This is a genomic window from Vibrio sp. TRT 2004 (assembly GCF_050113735.1).
GTDB lineage: Bacteria > Pseudomonadota > Gammaproteobacteria > Enterobacterales > Vibrionaceae > Vibrio.
In genome coordinates this window covers 28,264-40,928 of the sequence record NZ_JBNJOH010000025.1, presented here as the reverse complement: position 1 = coordinate 40,928, position 12,665 = coordinate 28,264, and the positions used below count along the sequence as shown (strand labels likewise).

At 45.6% G+C, this 12,665-nt stretch carries 24 protein-coding genes; 3 read left to right on the top strand and 21 right to left on the bottom strand.

What is annotated here, in order from left to right; genetic code table 11:
- The first annotated feature begins 1 nt into the window (after window position 1).
- Window positions 2–910: a DMT family transporter gene (locus ACQEXR_RS11695; protein WP_427020379.1), complete on the top strand. Its 909-nt coding sequence runs from the start codon at window positions 2–4 to the stop codon at window positions 908–910.
- Here ACQEXR_RS11695 and ACQEXR_RS11690 read toward each other — a convergent pair.
- Window positions 856–1,425, bottom strand: a complete 570-nt coding sequence (locus tag ACQEXR_RS11690; protein ID WP_427020378.1) for a LysM-like peptidoglycan-binding domain-containing protein — start codon at window positions 1,423–1,425, stop codon at window positions 856–858. The two genes, ACQEXR_RS11695 and ACQEXR_RS11690, sit on opposite strands and share 55 nt — an antisense overlap.
- A 234-nt stretch (window positions 1,426–1,659) precedes the next feature.
- On the opposite strand from ACQEXR_RS11690, the gene ACQEXR_RS11685 reads away from it, so the two are divergent.
- A complete protein-coding gene (locus tag ACQEXR_RS11685) occupies window positions 1,660–2,280 on the top strand; it encodes an FKBP-type peptidyl-prolyl cis-trans isomerase (RefSeq protein ID WP_138972788.1) in 621 nt (206 codons plus the stop codon).
- A gap of 109 nt (window positions 2,281–2,389) precedes the next feature.
- On the top strand, window positions 2,390–2,887 hold the full coding sequence (locus tag ACQEXR_RS11680; protein WP_427020377.1) for a DUF2780 domain-containing protein: 498 nt from the start codon (window positions 2,390–2,392) through the stop codon (window positions 2,885–2,887).
- Between the two features lie 215 nt (window positions 2,888–3,102).
- On the opposite strand, the gene rplQ is transcribed toward ACQEXR_RS11680, so the two are convergent.
- The 20 genes from rplQ to rplP all read right to left on the bottom strand — a co-directional run bounded on the left by rplQ (window position 3,103) and on the right by rplP (window position 12,663).
- A complete protein-coding gene (gene rplQ, locus ACQEXR_RS11675) occupies window positions 3,103–3,483 on the bottom strand; it encodes a 50S ribosomal protein L17 (protein ID WP_005383141.1) in 381 nt (126 codons plus the stop codon).
- A gap of 25 nt (window positions 3,484–3,508) precedes the next feature.
- Window positions 3,509–4,501 carry a DNA-directed RNA polymerase subunit alpha gene (locus tag ACQEXR_RS11670; RefSeq protein WP_004410407.1) on the bottom strand — a complete coding sequence of 331 codons (993 nt, stop codon included), beginning with the start codon at window positions 4,499–4,501 and terminating at the stop codon, window positions 3,509–3,511.
- 24 nt (window positions 4,502–4,525) lie between these two features.
- Window positions 4,526–5,146, bottom strand: a complete 621-nt coding sequence (gene rpsD, locus ACQEXR_RS11665; RefSeq protein WP_138972785.1) for a 30S ribosomal protein S4 — start codon at window positions 5,144–5,146, stop codon at window positions 4,526–4,528.
- Between the two features lie 27 nt (window positions 5,147–5,173).
- The gene (rpsK, locus tag ACQEXR_RS11660; protein ID WP_001118870.1) at window positions 5,174–5,563 is read right to left on the bottom strand and encodes a 30S ribosomal protein S11; all 390 of its coding nucleotides are present in this window, start codon (window positions 5,561–5,563) and stop codon (window positions 5,174–5,176) included.
- Between the two features lie 18 nt (window positions 5,564–5,581).
- On the bottom strand, window positions 5,582–5,938 hold the full coding sequence (rpsM, locus tag ACQEXR_RS11655; protein WP_005450559.1) for a 30S ribosomal protein S13: 357 nt from the start codon (window positions 5,936–5,938) through the stop codon (window positions 5,582–5,584).
- 147 nt (window positions 5,939–6,085) lie between these two features.
- The gene (rpmJ, locus tag ACQEXR_RS11650) at window positions 6,086–6,199 is read right to left on the bottom strand and encodes a 50S ribosomal protein L36 (protein WP_000868186.1); all 114 of its coding nucleotides are present in this window, start codon (window positions 6,197–6,199) and stop codon (window positions 6,086–6,088) included.
- Between the two features lie 27 nt (window positions 6,200–6,226).
- Window positions 6,227–7,561 carry a preprotein translocase subunit SecY gene (gene secY / locus ACQEXR_RS11645; RefSeq protein WP_004410423.1) on the bottom strand — a complete coding sequence of 445 codons (1,335 nt, stop codon included), beginning with the start codon at window positions 7,559–7,561 and terminating at the stop codon, window positions 6,227–6,229.
- A gap of 20 nt (window positions 7,562–7,581) precedes the next feature.
- Entirely contained in the window at window positions 7,582–8,016 is a 435-nt protein-coding gene (rplO, locus tag ACQEXR_RS11640) for a 50S ribosomal protein L15 (RefSeq protein WP_138972784.1), read from the bottom strand.
- Between the two features lie 5 nt (window positions 8,017–8,021).
- Window positions 8,022–8,198, bottom strand: a complete 177-nt coding sequence (rpmD, locus tag ACQEXR_RS11635) for a 50S ribosomal protein L30 (RefSeq protein ID WP_000201159.1) — start codon at window positions 8,196–8,198, stop codon at window positions 8,022–8,024.
- Window positions 8,199–8,205: 7 nt separating this feature from the next.
- A complete protein-coding gene (rpsE, locus tag ACQEXR_RS11630; RefSeq protein ID WP_138972783.1) occupies window positions 8,206–8,709 on the bottom strand; it encodes a 30S ribosomal protein S5 in 504 nt (167 codons plus the stop codon).
- A 14-nt stretch (window positions 8,710–8,723) separates the two neighbouring features.
- A complete protein-coding gene (rplR, locus tag ACQEXR_RS11625; protein ID WP_038175185.1) occupies window positions 8,724–9,077 on the bottom strand; it encodes a 50S ribosomal protein L18 in 354 nt (117 codons plus the stop codon).
- 9 nt (window positions 9,078–9,086) lie between these two features.
- A complete protein-coding gene (gene rplF, locus ACQEXR_RS11620) occupies window positions 9,087–9,620 on the bottom strand; it encodes a 50S ribosomal protein L6 (RefSeq protein ID WP_269377108.1) in 534 nt (177 codons plus the stop codon).
- Window positions 9,621–9,632: 12 nt separating this feature from the next.
- Window positions 9,633–10,025 carry a 30S ribosomal protein S8 gene (gene rpsH / locus ACQEXR_RS11615; RefSeq protein WP_006878391.1) on the bottom strand — a complete coding sequence of 131 codons (393 nt, stop codon included), beginning with the start codon at window positions 10,023–10,025 and terminating at the stop codon, window positions 9,633–9,635.
- A 29-nt stretch (window positions 10,026–10,054) separates the two neighbouring features.
- Window positions 10,055–10,360 (bottom strand): 30S ribosomal protein S14, encoded by a 306-nt coding sequence (rpsN, locus tag ACQEXR_RS11610; protein WP_006963211.1) that lies wholly within the window; start codon window positions 10,358–10,360, stop codon window positions 10,055–10,057.
- A 17-nt stretch (window positions 10,361–10,377) separates the two neighbouring features.
- On the bottom strand, window positions 10,378–10,917 hold the full coding sequence (gene rplE, locus ACQEXR_RS11605) for a 50S ribosomal protein L5 (RefSeq protein ID WP_005450569.1): 540 nt from the start codon (window positions 10,915–10,917) through the stop codon (window positions 10,378–10,380).
- 23 nt (window positions 10,918–10,940) lie between these two features.
- The gene (rplX, locus tag ACQEXR_RS11600; RefSeq protein ID WP_004745885.1) at window positions 10,941–11,258 is read right to left on the bottom strand and encodes a 50S ribosomal protein L24; all 318 of its coding nucleotides are present in this window, start codon (window positions 11,256–11,258) and stop codon (window positions 10,941–10,943) included.
- Window positions 11,259–11,271: 13 nt separating this feature from the next.
- Window positions 11,272–11,643, bottom strand: coding sequence for a 50S ribosomal protein L14 (rplN, locus tag ACQEXR_RS11595; RefSeq protein WP_004745883.1), 372 nt, complete (start codon window positions 11,641–11,643; stop codon window positions 11,272–11,274).
- A gap of 164 nt (window positions 11,644–11,807) precedes the next feature.
- Entirely contained in the window at window positions 11,808–12,062 is a 255-nt protein-coding gene (gene rpsQ, locus ACQEXR_RS11590) for a 30S ribosomal protein S17 (protein WP_138972780.1), read from the bottom strand.
- Window positions 12,062–12,253: a 50S ribosomal protein L29 gene (gene rpmC, locus ACQEXR_RS11585; RefSeq protein WP_004410456.1), complete on the bottom strand. Its 192-nt coding sequence runs from the start codon at window positions 12,251–12,253 to the stop codon at window positions 12,062–12,064. Before rpmC ends, rpsQ begins: the two co-directional genes overlap by 1 nt.
- Window positions 12,253–12,663, bottom strand: coding sequence for a 50S ribosomal protein L16 (rplP, locus tag ACQEXR_RS11580; RefSeq protein ID WP_005379577.1), 411 nt, complete (start codon window positions 12,661–12,663; stop codon window positions 12,253–12,255). The genes rpmC and rplP overlap by 1 nt, the downstream gene beginning before the upstream one ends.
- Between the last annotated feature and the right edge of the window lie 2 nt (window positions 12,664–12,665).

Genomic DNA, 12,665 nt, shown 5'->3' with positions numbered 1-12,665 from the left:
CGTGGCAGCTTCAGCGACCTATGTCGCGATCCTCCTGCTTATCGTAGGCAACTTAGCGGCATCTTTGTCTGATGTCGCAGTAAAATTACTGGATGGTGATGTGTCTACCTTCCAGTATGTTTTCGTTCGCCAACTGCTTTCAACTTTAGTGATCTTTCCCTTTTGGTGGCAACAAAAGCCGACTCAGAAAAAGCTCTATAGCCCAGGTCTCAACTTATTCCGTGCACAACTGATATTGATTGGCAGTGGATGCATGGTCATTGCCATCACTCACCTGACCCTAGCGACGGCAAACGCAGTCTTTTATGCCGCCCCTTTATTGATGCTACCGCTAGCTGTATTGCTTCTAGGAGAGAAAATCGCTTGGACGCGTGCGGCCGCATCACTGTTCGGTTTTGTCGGCGTATTAGTGGTTCTCAGGCCTTCAGAATTTCATTGGGCGGCGACGTTTGCTTTAGGAACAACGTTAACTCTGGCACTCTTCAACGTCACTGCGCGTAAATTACCGGCGGAACAGACCATCATCAGCACGTTATTTTGGACATCGTTGCTATCTCTGCCTCTCTCATCGGTATTAGCCTTGATTTACTGTGCGCCGATAACCTATCAGCAAATCATGCTGATTTTGGTAAGTGCTGGATTAATTTTGAGTTACAACGGGTTGGCGGTCATGGCTTATCGACGAGCGCAAGCAAGCCAGATTTCAGTAGCAGAAAATTCAGGGTTAGTGTTCGTCGTTATTATTGGCGTGGTTTATTTTGACGAAGTGCCAGACTGGCTGACAGTGATAGGGATAACCATGATTATGCTACCCCTTGTCCCGTGGCAAACACTGATAAAAAACGGAAGGATGAGTTACTTACTGCGACCAAAGCCACCGTCAGAAAGACGGAAGAACATAACAGACTGATTGTTCTTTTCGAGTTGAAGGATATCCAATTGCCCATTCTCCGCTAACTTAAAGCGGACAAGTTGCCCTTGCTTAATTTGGCTTAGAGGTTTGTCCGCACCTTCAACTTTTACTAAAGCGTTGAGATCCGCCATTGCTAAACCATTGCTGCGAAACACTTGAGCCAATGTATCACCACTCTTAACCTGATACTCCTTCCAAGTGTCAGAAGCCAGTGATTGCTGCTGTCTGCTTTGTTGCTCGCTCAAACTACGTGTATCAATGTCAATCTCGACTCGTTGGACTGGCGAGGTTTGTGATTCAGTACCACCCGTCGAATCGGGTAACGGAATCACCAATAAAACCAGCAAGACAGGCACTAAGATCATTAAACCACGTTGGTGAAGTTTAGGAAGCAGGTTCCAGCGTTGTAGGACTGCACCCTTTAGTTTGAGCCAATCAATAGCACTAAACTTTTTCTTCACTACATCAACGTAATCAACTTGCTGCTGTTTTTTCTTTTTTCTGCGATTCATCGCACCTTGTCTCCAAACGGGTTTCGCTCTAAGTATAAAAAACCAAGCCCCCATGAGTATAGGAATTTTCACTCAACAAAGTAATCGCTGGGTCAAAACTTGCTATCAAGTCATAGAAAGTCGATCTTAATCTCACATTCCCCTACTCGACAGACTATATGGGAACGACCGTTTCATCATAGCGCCATTGCTGGTATCCTTTACTGCTTTATACACCATACAAAGAGAGACATCATGTCTGAAGTTAAATTTGACACTGTAGAGCAAAAAGCTAGCTACGGTATCGGTCTACAGATGGGTCAGCAACTTGCAGGTTCTGGTCTAGAAGGTCTAAACGTTGACGCCATCGCTGCCGGTATCGCTACAGCACTAGTTGGTGAGCAACCAGCTATCGAAATCGACGAGATCAACAACGCTCTTCAAGAGCTACACACTCGTGTTGAAGCTGCACGCCAAGAAGCAGCAAAAGCAGCTGCTGCGGACGGCGAAGCGTTCCTAAAAGATAACGCTCTACGTCCAGAAGTAACGGTTCTTGAATCTGGTCTTCAATACGAAGTGATCACTGAAGGTACTGGTGAAATCCCAACTTCAGACAAGCAAGTTCGCGTTCACTACCACGGTGAGCTAACTGACGGTACCGTTTTCGACAGCTCAGTATCTCGCGGTCAACCAGCTGAGTTCCCAGTGACTGGCGTTATCAAGGGTTGGGTTGAAGCACTACAACTGATGCCTGTTGGTTCTAAGTGGAAACTATACATCCCACAAGATCTTGCATACGGTGAACGTGGCGCTGGCGCTGCAATTCCACCATTTGCAGCTCTAGTATTTGAAGTAGAACTACTAGATATCCTTTAATTTCCAGCAAATTAAAGCGAACAAAACGGCGGCCATTGTGTCGCCGTTTTTTATGTATGATACTTATTCGACAGATCTATCAATGATCTCGTTTTATTAAGGAAAGAAGATGAATAAGAAAATTGTACTGGTAGCGATCGTGAGCATGGCGTTAATGGGATGCCAAACTACATCAGGTAGCAACACCAACGCAGGCAGTGATAATGCCTACAGCAGCTTAGCAAATGCCGCTTTAATGGGCGCGGTTCAGACATGGTCTTCACAAAATAGAGGCAGCATCGATTTAGTTTCTACACTGCAAAATAGTGCCAACATTTCTTCTGAACAAGCCATTGGCGGTCTAGGCTCAATGTTAGCGCTGGCGCAAAACTCGCTTAATAGCAGTCAAAGCAATGAAATGGCGGGGTTGATATCTGGTTTTGACTCTCTACAATCAAGCGGCTTAACAGCAATGATTGCCAATAATGAAACAGTTAAAAGTGCATTCTCAGCATTAGGCATGGACCCATCGCTCATCTCTACCTTTGCTCCAATTATTATCAGCGTACTGCAGAGCCAAGGAGCAAGTAATGGACTGCTGGATAGCTTAGGGGCTGTTTGGCAGTAGCGAGTAGCGAGTAGCGAGTAGCGAGTAGCGAGTAGCGATAAATTTGAAGGGTTGGCACACTAGGTCAATCTTTTTTATACCGCGATAGTTGGGCGACTATCTCAAGCACTTTTCGGCAACAAACATTCCATTAGAAAATAAATCCGATACGTTTGTGTCTGCCAGAAACAAAAAAGCCGAGCATATGCTCGGCTTTTTTGTTCGTACGAACCTGATTACTCAGCAGCTTCTTCAGCAGCTGGGCGATCAACAAGCTCAATGTAAGCCATTGGAGCTTTGTCACCAGCACGGAAGCCAGCTTTTAGGATACGAGTGTAACCGCCCTGACGAGCAGCGAAACGTGGACCTAGTTCGTTAAATAGTTTTGCAACTACTTCGTTGTCACGAGTACGTGCAAATGCTAGACGACGGTTAGCAACGCTGTCAGTCTTAGCTAGTGTAATCAAAGGCTCAACTACGCGACGTAGCTCTTTTGCTTTTGGCAGTGTAGTCTTGATAACTTCATGACGTACTAGAGAGCTAGCCATGTTGCTAAACATCGCTTTACGATGTGAGCTGTTGCGGTTGAGTTGACGACCACTCTTACGATGGCGCATGACCTAATCCTTCTAACTTTATCGATTAATCTTCAGCGATAGACGCTGGTGGCCAGTTTTCTAGACGCATGCCCAGAGACAGACCACGTGATGCAAGTACGTCTTTAATCTCAGTAAGAGATTTTTTACCAAGGTTAGGCGTTTTAAGTAGCTCAACCTCAGTACGCTGTACAAGATCACCGATGTAGTGAATCGCTTCTGCTTTCAGACAGTTAGCAGAGCGAACTGTTAGTTCAAGATCGTCTACAGGACGCAGTAGGATCGGATCGAATTCTGGCTTCTCTTCCTTCTCCTCAGGTACACGTACATCACGAAGATCTACGAACGCATCCAATTGTTCAGCTAGGATAGTAGCTGCTCGACGGATTGCTTCCTCAGGGTCTAGAGTACCGTTCGTTTCCATATCGATAACAAGCTTGTCTAAGTCTGTACGCTGCTCTACACGAGCTGCTTCAACAGAGTAAGCAATCTTGTCTACTGGGCTGTACGTAGCGTCAACCAGTAGGCGACCAATAGGACGCTCATCTTCTTCAGTATGGATACGAGCCGAAGCTGGAACATAACCACGACCACGTTCAACTTTGATACGCATAGCGATCTCAGCGTTGTCATCTGTTAGGTGACAAATTACGTGTTCAGGGTTAGCGATCTCTACATCACCATCATGGGTGATGTCACCTGCAACCACAGGGCCCGAGCCTGATTTGTTCAAAGTAATGAACACTTCATCTTTGCCTTCGGCAACGCGTACAGCAAGACCTTTAAGGTTAAGTAGGATTTCAAGAATATCTTCTTGAACGCCTTCTTTAGTGCTGTACTCATGAAGTACGCCTTCGATTTCTACTTCTGTTACAGCACAACCTGGCATAGAAGATAGAAGAATACGGCGAAGTGCATTACCAAGAGTATGGCCAAAACCACGCTCTAATGGCTCAAGAGTTACTTTTGCGTGAGTCGTGCTAACCTGTTCGATGTCAACAAGACGTGGCTTAAGAAATTCTGTTACAGAACCCTGCATTGTGTCCTCTCTTTAGTTTAAACCTTACTTAGAGTAAAGCTCGACGATCAATTGTTCGTTGATGTCAGCAGATAGATCTGAACGCTCAGGCAGACGCTTGAACGTACCTTCCATCTTACCACCATCTACTTCAATCCAAGTTGGTTTTTCACGTTGTTCAGCAACTTCTAGAGCAGCCTTGATACGAGATTGCTGTTTAGCTTTCTCGCGGATAGAAACAACGTCATTAGCCGCAACATTGAAAGAAGGAACGTTTACAACTTTACCGTTAACTAGGATAGCTTTGTGGCTAACTAGCTGACGTGCTTCTGCGCGAGTTGCACCAAAGCCCATGCGGTAAACTACGTTATCAAGACGACCTTCAAGAAGCTGAAGTAGGTTTTCACCAGTGTTGCCTTTTAGGCGAGCAGCTTCTTTGTAGTAGTTACGGAATTGTTTTTCTAGAACGCCGTACATACGACGAACTTTTTGCTTCTCACGAAGCTGAACGCCATACTCAGATAGACGACCGCGACGAGCGCCGTGTACACCTGGTGCGTTATCAATTTTACACTTGGTATCGATCGCGCGTACACCAGACTTAAGGAATAAGTCAGTACCTTCGCGACGGCTAAGCTTCAGCTTAGGACCCAAATATCTTGCCATGATCTTTCTCCAGTAATCTAAAAAACGTTATACACGACGTTTCTTAGGTGGACGACAACCGTTATGAGGGATTGGTGTAGCATCAACGATGTTTGTGATGCGGAAACCAGCAGCGTTCAGTGCGCGAACAGTAGATTCACGACCTGGACCTGGACCCTTAACCATAACTTCCAAGTTCTTTAGACCGTACTCTTTAGCCATTTCAGCACAACGCTCAGCAGCAACCTGTGCAGCGAACGGAGTAGACTTACGAGAACCACGGAAACCTGAACCACCTGCAGTAGCCCATGCTAGAGCGTTACCTTGACGGTCAGTAATAGTTACGATTGTGTTATTGAAAGAAGCATGGATGTGCGCAACGCCATCTGCAACTTGCTTGCGTACGCGCTTACGAGCGCGAGTTGGTTGTTTAGCCATTGTACTCTACCTTCCCGATTATTTCTTGATCGGCTTACGCGGACCCTTACGGGTGCGAGCATTGGTTTTAGTACGCTGTCCACGTAGTGGTAGACTGCGACGATGACGAAGACCACGGTAACAGCCAAGGTCCATAAGACGCTTGATGTTCATTGATACTTCACGACGTAGATCACCTTCTACAGTGTACTTAGCTACACCATCACGCAGTTGATCGATCTGCTCTTCAGTTAGTTCACTGATCTTAACATCTTCAGCAATGCCCACTTCAGCTAGGATAGCTTGAGAGCGAGTCTTACCGATGCCGTAGATCGCAGTTAGTGCGATTACAGCATGTTTTTGATCAGGAATGTTAATGCCTGCAATACGGGCCATTATTCACTCCTAGTGTTTCATAAAAGAATTAGCCGCAGCAAAGCCCGTTTCGGATACGCTGCGGAATACTACTTCTTTTGCACGCAAAAGGTAGGCCGAGGAATATACTCGACACTACCTTATATTTCAAGTAAAAATTTCTGCTAATTAGCCTTGGCGCTGCTTGTGCTTTGGCTCACTGCAAATCACGCGAACGACACCGTTACGCTTGATAACTTTACAGTTACGGCAGATTTTTTTAACGGAAGCACGAACTTTCATTGCTAAACTCCGTAAATGAAACCTAAATTAACGGCCGTAGCCTTTTAGGTTTGCCTTTTTCAACACAGAATCATACTGTTGAGACATCAGATGAGTCTGTACCTGTGCCATAAAGTCCATAATTACAACAACTACGATAAGTAGCGATGTACCGCCGAAGTAGAAACGTACGTTCCACGCGACCATCATGAACTCCGGAATCAGACAGATAAAGGTAATGTAAAGCGCACCAGCAAGGGTTAAACGCGTCATTACTTTATCAATATACTTAGCTGTCTGCTCACCTGGGCGGATGCCGGGTACGAATGCACCTGACTTCTTCAAGTTATCTGCTGTTTCACGCGGGTTGAATACCAACGCCGTGTAGAAGAAACAGAAGAAAATTATCGCTGCTGCATAAAGCATTACATACAGAGGCTGACCTGGGCTAAGAGCCAAAGACACGTCAGTTAACCAACCGAACGCGCTGCTCTCACCATTCTGACCAAACCACTGAGCCAGTGTTCCTGGGAACAGGATAATGCTTGACGCAAAGATTGCTGGAATAACACCTGCCATATTAATTTTAAGTGGCAAGTGAGTGCTTTGTGCAGCAAATACCTTACGACCTTGTTGACGCTTCGCGTAGTTTACAACGATTCGACGTTGACCACGCTCCATGAAAACAACGAAGTAGATAACTGCAAAAGCAAGTACAGCAATCAACAACAGAAGAAGTACATGCAATTCACCTTGACGCGCTTGCTCGATTGTTTGACCGATTGCAGAAGGCAATCCAGCAACAATACCTGCAAAGATAAGTAACGAAATACCGTTACCAATTCCACGCTCAGTAATTTGTTCACCTAACCACATTAGGAACATGGTGCCGGTTACTAAACTTACGGTAGCAATAAGCGTAAACATGGTTTGGTTGATAACAACCAGATTATCGACCATGTTCGGTAGGCCTGTTGCGATACCTATAGCCTGGAATGTTGCAAGTACAAGCGTGCCGTAGCGTGTGTATTGGCTGATCTTACGACGGCCTGCTTCACCCTCTTTTTTGAGTTCAGCTAACGCTGGATGAACTACAGTTAGCAGTTGGACAACAATAGATGCCGAAATATACGGCATGATGCCCAACGCTAATATAGATGCACGCTCAAGAGCACCACCGGAGAACATGTTAAACATTTCTACGATGGTACCTTTTTGCTGTTCGAACAAATCGGCAAGTACAGCAGCGTCAATACCAGGAATCGGCACGAAAGAGCCGGCTCGGAATACTAAAAGTGCACCAATTACGAATAATAAGCGCGACTTTAGTTCACTTAAGCCGCTCTGAGCACTACGAAAATCTTGTCCTGGTTTCTTAGCCATCTGTACCTCGTTCCTCGAGATTATTCCTCGATTTTACCGCCTGCAGCTTCGATTGCAGCTTTAGCGCCTTTAGTCACACGTAGACCTTTAACAGTCACTGCTTTGTTAATTTCACCAGATAGAACAACTTTTACGAATTCGATGTTCTTAGTGATAACGTTAGCAGCTTTAAGGCTGTTTAGATCTACTACGTCACCAGTTACTTTCGCTAGCTCAGCTAGACGAACTTCAGCAGACACTAGGCTCTTACGAGAAGTGAAACCGAATTTTGGTAGACGTTGTTTTAGAGGCATCTGACCGCCTTCAAAACCTGGACGAACAGTGCCGCCAGAGCGTGACTTTTGACCTTTGTGGCCGCGGCCACCAGTTTTACCTAGGCCAGAACCGATACCACGACCTACACGTTTAGCAGTAGTCTTAGCACCAGCAGCTGGTGATAGAGTATTCAAACGCATTCTGATTACTCCTCAACTTTAACCATGTAGTAAACCTTGTTGATCATACCGCGTACGCACGGAGTATCTTCAAGTTCTACTGTGTGGTTGATTTTACGAAGACCTAGACCACGAAGCGTAGCTTTGTGCTTAGGTAGACGACCAATTGAGCTTTTAGTTTGAGTTACTTTAATAGTTGCCATGGTGTTCTTACTCCGAAATAGATTCAACAGTTAGACCACGTTTAGCAGCAACCATCTCTGGTGACTTCATGCTACCTAGTGCATCGATCGTAGCACGAACGATGTTGATAGGGTTCGTAGAACCGTATGCTTTAGATAGAACGTTGTGTACACCAGCAACTTCTAGTACTGCACGCATCGCACCACCTGCGATAACACCAGTACCTTCAGCAGCAGGCTGCATGTAAACTTTAGAGCCCGAATGGCGACCTTTCACTGGGTGGTGAAGGGTACCTTCGTTAAGCGCGACCGTAGTCATGTTACGACGAGCTTTTTCCATTGCTTTTTGGATCGCTGCAGGTACTTCACGAGCTTTGCCGTAACCGAAACCTACACGACCGTTACCGTCACCAACTACTGTTAGCGCAGTAAAGCTCATGATTCGACCACCTTTAACCGTTTTAGAAACGCGGTTAACTGCGATTAGCTTTTCTTGCAAATCATTCGCTTGAACTTGTTGTTCTTTAGCCATCTTCCAACCCTACCTTAGAATTTCAGACCAGCTTCGCGAGCAGATTCTGCTAGCGCCGCCACTCGACCGTGGTATTGGAAACCAGAACGATCAAATGCAACTGCTTCTACGCCTTTTTCAAGAGCGCGCTCAGCAACAGCTTTACCTACTGCTTTAGCTGCATCGATGTTACCAGTGTTCTTAACTTGCTCACGGATCGCTTTTTCTACAGTAGAAGCTGCTGCGATAACCTCAGAGCCGTTAGCTGCAATAACCTGAGCGTACACGTGACGAGGAGTACGGTGTACTACTAGGCGAGTTGCACCCAGTTCTGCAATCTTACGACGTGCGCGTGTAGCACGACGGATGCGAGATGCTTTCTTATCCATAGTGTTACCTTACTTCTTCTTAGCTTCTTTAGTACGCACATTTTCATCTGCGTAACGAACACCTTTACCTTTGTAAGGTTCAGGCTCACGGTAAGAACGAATGTCAGCCGCAACCTGACCAACAAGTTGTTTGTCACAACCAGTGATCACGATTTCAGTTTGGCTTGGACACTCAGCTTTAATACCCTCTGGCAATTCATGCTCAACAGGGTGAGAGAAGCCTAGAGTTAGACCTACAGCGTTGCCTTTGATAGCAGCACGGTAACCAACACCCTTAAGGGTAAGCTTCTTAGTAAAGCCTTCAGTAACGCCAACAACCATGTTGTTAACTAGAGCGCGAGCAGTACCTGCTTGAGCCCATGCGTTAACTACACCTTCGCGTGGACCGAAAGTAAGATTGTTTTCTTCCTGAGCTACAACTACTGCGTCGTTAAGAACGCGAGATAGTTCGCCTTTAGCACCTTTTACAGTGATTTCTTGGCCGTTTAGTTTCACCTCTACGCCAGCTGGAATAGCGACAGGTGCCTTTGCAACACGAGACATATTCTACTCCTATTACGCTACGTAGCAGATGATTTCACCACCAAGACCTGCTTTACGTGCAGCACGGTCTGACATAAGACCCTTGGAAGTTGAAACGATAGCAACACCAAGACCACCCATTACAGAAGGAAGTTCATCTTTCTTCTTGTAAACACGTAGACCTGGACGAGAAACACGTTTAAGTTGCTCGATTACTGGTTTAGCTTGGAAGTACTTAAGAGTAACTTCAAGCTCAGGTTTAACTTCGCCTTCAACAGCGAAATCAGTGATGTAACCTTCAGCTTTTAGTAGTGCAGCAATTGCAACTTTAAGCTTTGAAGAAGGCATTTTAACAGCAACTTTGTTTGCTGCCTGACCGTTACGAACGCGGGTCAGCATATCCGAAATCGGATCTTGCATGCTCATATGATTTACTCCAAATGATTAAGTGGCAATTACCAGCTAGCCTTACGAAGACCCGGAATCTCGCCTTTCATGCAAGCTTCACGAACCTTAATACGGCTTAGACCGAACTTACGTAGGTAACCGTGTGGACGACCAGTTTGGTTGCAACGGTTGCGCTGACGTGATGCACTTGAATCACGTGGAAGAGATTGCAGTTTAAGAACCGCATTCCAACGATCTTCTTCTGATGCGTTTACATCGCTAATGATAGCTTTAAGCGCTGCACGCTTTTCAGCGAACTTAGCTACAAGCTTCGCACGTTTTGCTTCACGTGCTTTCATTGAATTTTTAGCCATAACAGTAACCCTTCACCTTACTTACGGAATGGGAAGTTAAAGGCAGCCAGCAGAGCACGGCCTTCCTCATCAGTACCAGCAGACGTCGTAATAGTGATGTCTAGACCGCGTACTCGATCAACTTTATCAAAGTCGATTTCCGGGAAGATGATTTGCTCGCGAACGCCCATGCTGTAGTTACCGCGTCCGTCAAAAGACTTAGCGCTAACGCCACGGAAGTCACGTACACGTGGAAGAGCGATTGAAATTAAACGCTCAAGAAAATCCCACATACGTTCGCCACGCAAGGTTACTTTACAACCGATAGGGTAGCCTTCACGGATTTTGAAACCTGCAACAGATTTACGCGCTTTAGTGATAAGTGGCTTTTGACCAGAGATCGTTGCCATATCAGCAGCTGCGTTTTCTAGCAGTTTCTTATCGTTGATTGCTTCACCAACACCCATGTTTAGGGTGATTTTCTCGATTCTAGGGACTTGCATGACGCTTGTGTAGCTAAACTGTTTGGTCAGTTCAGCGACTACAGACGACTTGTAGTAATCATGCAGTTTCGCCATAGTAGAACTCCAAATTACTTCTATTAGTTAGAAACGATTTCGTTGTTAGATTTAAAGAAACGAACTTTCTTACCATCTTCAAAACGGAAACCGATACGGTCAGCTTTACCAGTAGCTGCGTTAAAGATTGCAACGTTAGAAGCATCAATAGCTGCTTCTTGTTCAACGATGCCACCTTGTTGACCTAGAGCCGGAACCGGCTTTTGGTGCTTCTTAACAAGGTTGATACCTTCAACGATAACTTTACCAGTTGCTAGAACCTTAGTTACTTTACCTTTCTTGCCTTTGTCTTTACCAGCAAGAACGATTACTTCGTCATTACGACGGATTTTAGCTGCCATTTCTACGTGCTCCTTACAGAACTTCTGGAGCCAGTGAAACGATCTTCATGAACTTATCGCCACGAAGCTCACGTGTCACAGGGCCAAAGATACGTGTACCGATAGGTTGCTCAGTATTGTCATTAAGCAATACACAAGCATTACGGTCGAAGCGAATGACAGAACCGTCTGGACGACGAACGCCTTTGCGAGTGCGCACGACAACCGCCTTCAGAACATCACCTTTCTTAACTTTACCGCGAGGAATAGCTTCCTTCACAGTAACTTTGATGACGTCACCGATATGTGCATAACGGCGGTGTGAGCCACCCAGGACCTTAATACACATTACCTTGCGCGCGCCAGAGTTATCAGCTGCGTCAAGTGTACTTTGCATTTGGATCATTGTTAGTGCTCCGCTAAATATTAATAACTAGACCCATCACGGGTCGGGCTGCCTCTTTAAAAGGGACGCGAATTGTACCACCCTTTTTTGTGATTGGGTAGTCAAAAAATAAACGGCCCCAAAATAATTTTGGAGCCGTTTAATTTCATAGAATTAGCTAAGGATTAACCTTTCACTTTTTCTAGAACTTTTACCAAAGTCCAAGACTTAGTCTTAGACAGTGGACGACACTCTGCGATTTCAACTTTGTCGCCTAGGCCACATTCGTTGTTTTCGTCATGTGCGTGTACTTTAGTCGTACGCTTTACGAATTTACCGTAAATTGGGTGTTTAACCATGCGTTCGATAGCAACAACGATAGACTTGTCCATCTTGTCGCTAACTACACGACCTTGTTGAGTACGTTTTACTTCGCTCATTATGCGCCTGCCTTCTCAGTCAAAACAGTTTTCACACGTGCGATATCACGGCGTACAGCTTTCAGAGTATGAGTTTGCTGTAGCTGACCAGTTGCAGCTTGCATGCGCAAGTTGAACTGTTCGCGTAGCAAATTCAATAGCTCAGCGTTAAGCTCTTCAACGCTTTTCTCGCGTAGATCTTGTGCTTTCATCACATCACCTGCTTAGTTACAAATGTAGTTTTGAATGGCAGTTTGCGAGCCGCTAGACGGAACGCTTCACGAGCCAATTCTTCAGGTACACCACCCATTTCGTACATAACCTTACCAGGTTGGATTTGGGCTACCCAGTACTCAACGTTACCTTTACCCTTACCTTGACGAACTTCAAGTGGTTTTTCTGTGATAGGTTTGTCTGGGAACACACGGATCCAGATTTTACCTTGACGCTTAACGTGACGTGTCATTGCACGACGTGCCGCTTCGATTTGACGAGCAGTTAGACGACCACGGCCTACAGCTTTAAGACCGAATTCGCCGAAGCTTACATCAGTACCTTTAGCTAGACCACGGTTACGACCAGTCTGAACCTTACGGAACTTAGTACGTTTAGGTTGTAGCATCT

Excerpts from the sequence above, each read along its gene's own strand:
- ACQEXR_RS11690 (WP_427020378.1), bottom strand. The coding sequence starts at position 1,425 with ATGAATCGCAGAAAAAAGAAAAAACAGCAGCAAGTTGATTACGTTGAT.
- ACQEXR_RS11685 (WP_138972788.1), top strand. The coding sequence starts at position 1,660 with ATGTCTGAAGTTAAATTTGACACTGTAGAGCAAAAAGCTAGCTACGGT.
- ACQEXR_RS11680 (WP_427020377.1), top strand. The coding sequence starts at position 2,390 with ATGAATAAGAAAATTGTACTGGTAGCGATCGTGAGCATGGCGTTAATG.
- rplQ (WP_005383141.1), bottom strand. The coding sequence starts at position 3,483 with ATGCGCCATCGTAAGAGTGGTCGTCAACTCAACCGCAACAGCTCACAT.
- ACQEXR_RS11670 (WP_004410407.1), bottom strand. The coding sequence starts at position 4,501 with ATGCAGGGTTCTGTAACAGAATTTCTTAAGCCACGTCTTGTTGACATC.
- rpsD (WP_138972785.1), bottom strand. The coding sequence starts at position 5,146 with ATGGCAAGATATTTGGGTCCTAAGCTGAAGCTTAGCCGTCGCGAAGGT.
- rpsK (WP_001118870.1), bottom strand. The coding sequence starts at position 5,563 with ATGGCTAAACAACCAACTCGCGCTCGTAAGCGCGTACGCAAGCAAGTT.
- rpsM (WP_005450559.1), bottom strand. The coding sequence starts at position 5,938 with ATGGCCCGTATTGCAGGCATTAACATTCCTGATCAAAAACATGCTGTA.
- rpmJ (WP_000868186.1), bottom strand. The coding sequence starts at position 6,199 with ATGAAAGTTCGTGCTTCCGTTAAAAAAATCTGCCGTAACTGTAAAGTT.
- secY (WP_004410423.1), bottom strand. The coding sequence starts at position 7,561 with ATGGCTAAGAAACCAGGACAAGATTTTCGTAGTGCTCAGAGCGGCTTA.
- rplO (WP_138972784.1), bottom strand. The coding sequence starts at position 8,016 with ATGCGTTTGAATACTCTATCACCAGCTGCTGGTGCTAAGACTACTGCT.
- rpmD (WP_000201159.1), bottom strand. The coding sequence starts at position 8,198 with ATGGCAACTATTAAAGTAACTCAAACTAAAAGCTCAATTGGTCGTCTA.
- rpsE (WP_138972783.1), bottom strand. The coding sequence starts at position 8,709 with ATGGCTAAAGAACAACAAGTTCAAGCGAATGATTTGCAAGAAAAGCTA.
- rplR (WP_038175185.1), bottom strand. The coding sequence starts at position 9,077 with ATGGATAAGAAAGCATCTCGCATCCGTCGTGCTACACGCGCACGTCGT.
- rplF (WP_269377108.1), bottom strand. The coding sequence starts at position 9,620 with ATGTCTCGTGTTGCAAAGGCACCTGTCGCTATTCCAGCTGGCGTAGAG.
- rpsH (WP_006878391.1), bottom strand. The coding sequence starts at position 10,025 with ATGAGCATGCAAGATCCGATTTCGGATATGCTGACCCGCGTTCGTAAC.
- rpsN (WP_006963211.1), bottom strand. The coding sequence starts at position 10,360 with ATGGCTAAAAATTCAATGAAAGCACGTGAAGCAAAACGTGCGAAGCTT.
- rplE (WP_005450569.1), bottom strand. The coding sequence starts at position 10,917 with ATGGCGAAACTGCATGATTACTACAAGTCGTCTGTAGTCGCTGAACTG.
- rplX (WP_004745885.1), bottom strand. The coding sequence starts at position 11,258 with ATGGCAGCTAAAATCCGTCGTAATGACGAAGTAATCGTTCTTGCTGGT.
- rplN (WP_004745883.1), bottom strand. The coding sequence starts at position 11,643 with ATGATCCAAATGCAAAGTACACTTGACGCAGCTGATAACTCTGGCGCG.
- rpsQ (WP_138972780.1), bottom strand. The coding sequence starts at position 12,062 with ATGAGCGAAGTAAAACGTACTCAACAAGGTCGTGTAGTTAGCGACAAG.
- rpmC (WP_004410456.1), bottom strand. The coding sequence starts at position 12,253 with ATGAAAGCACAAGATCTACGCGAGAAAAGCGTTGAAGAGCTTAACGCT.
- rplP (WP_005379577.1), bottom strand. The coding sequence starts at position 12,663 with ATGCTACAACCTAAACGTACTAAGTTCCGTAAGGTTCAGACTGGTCGT.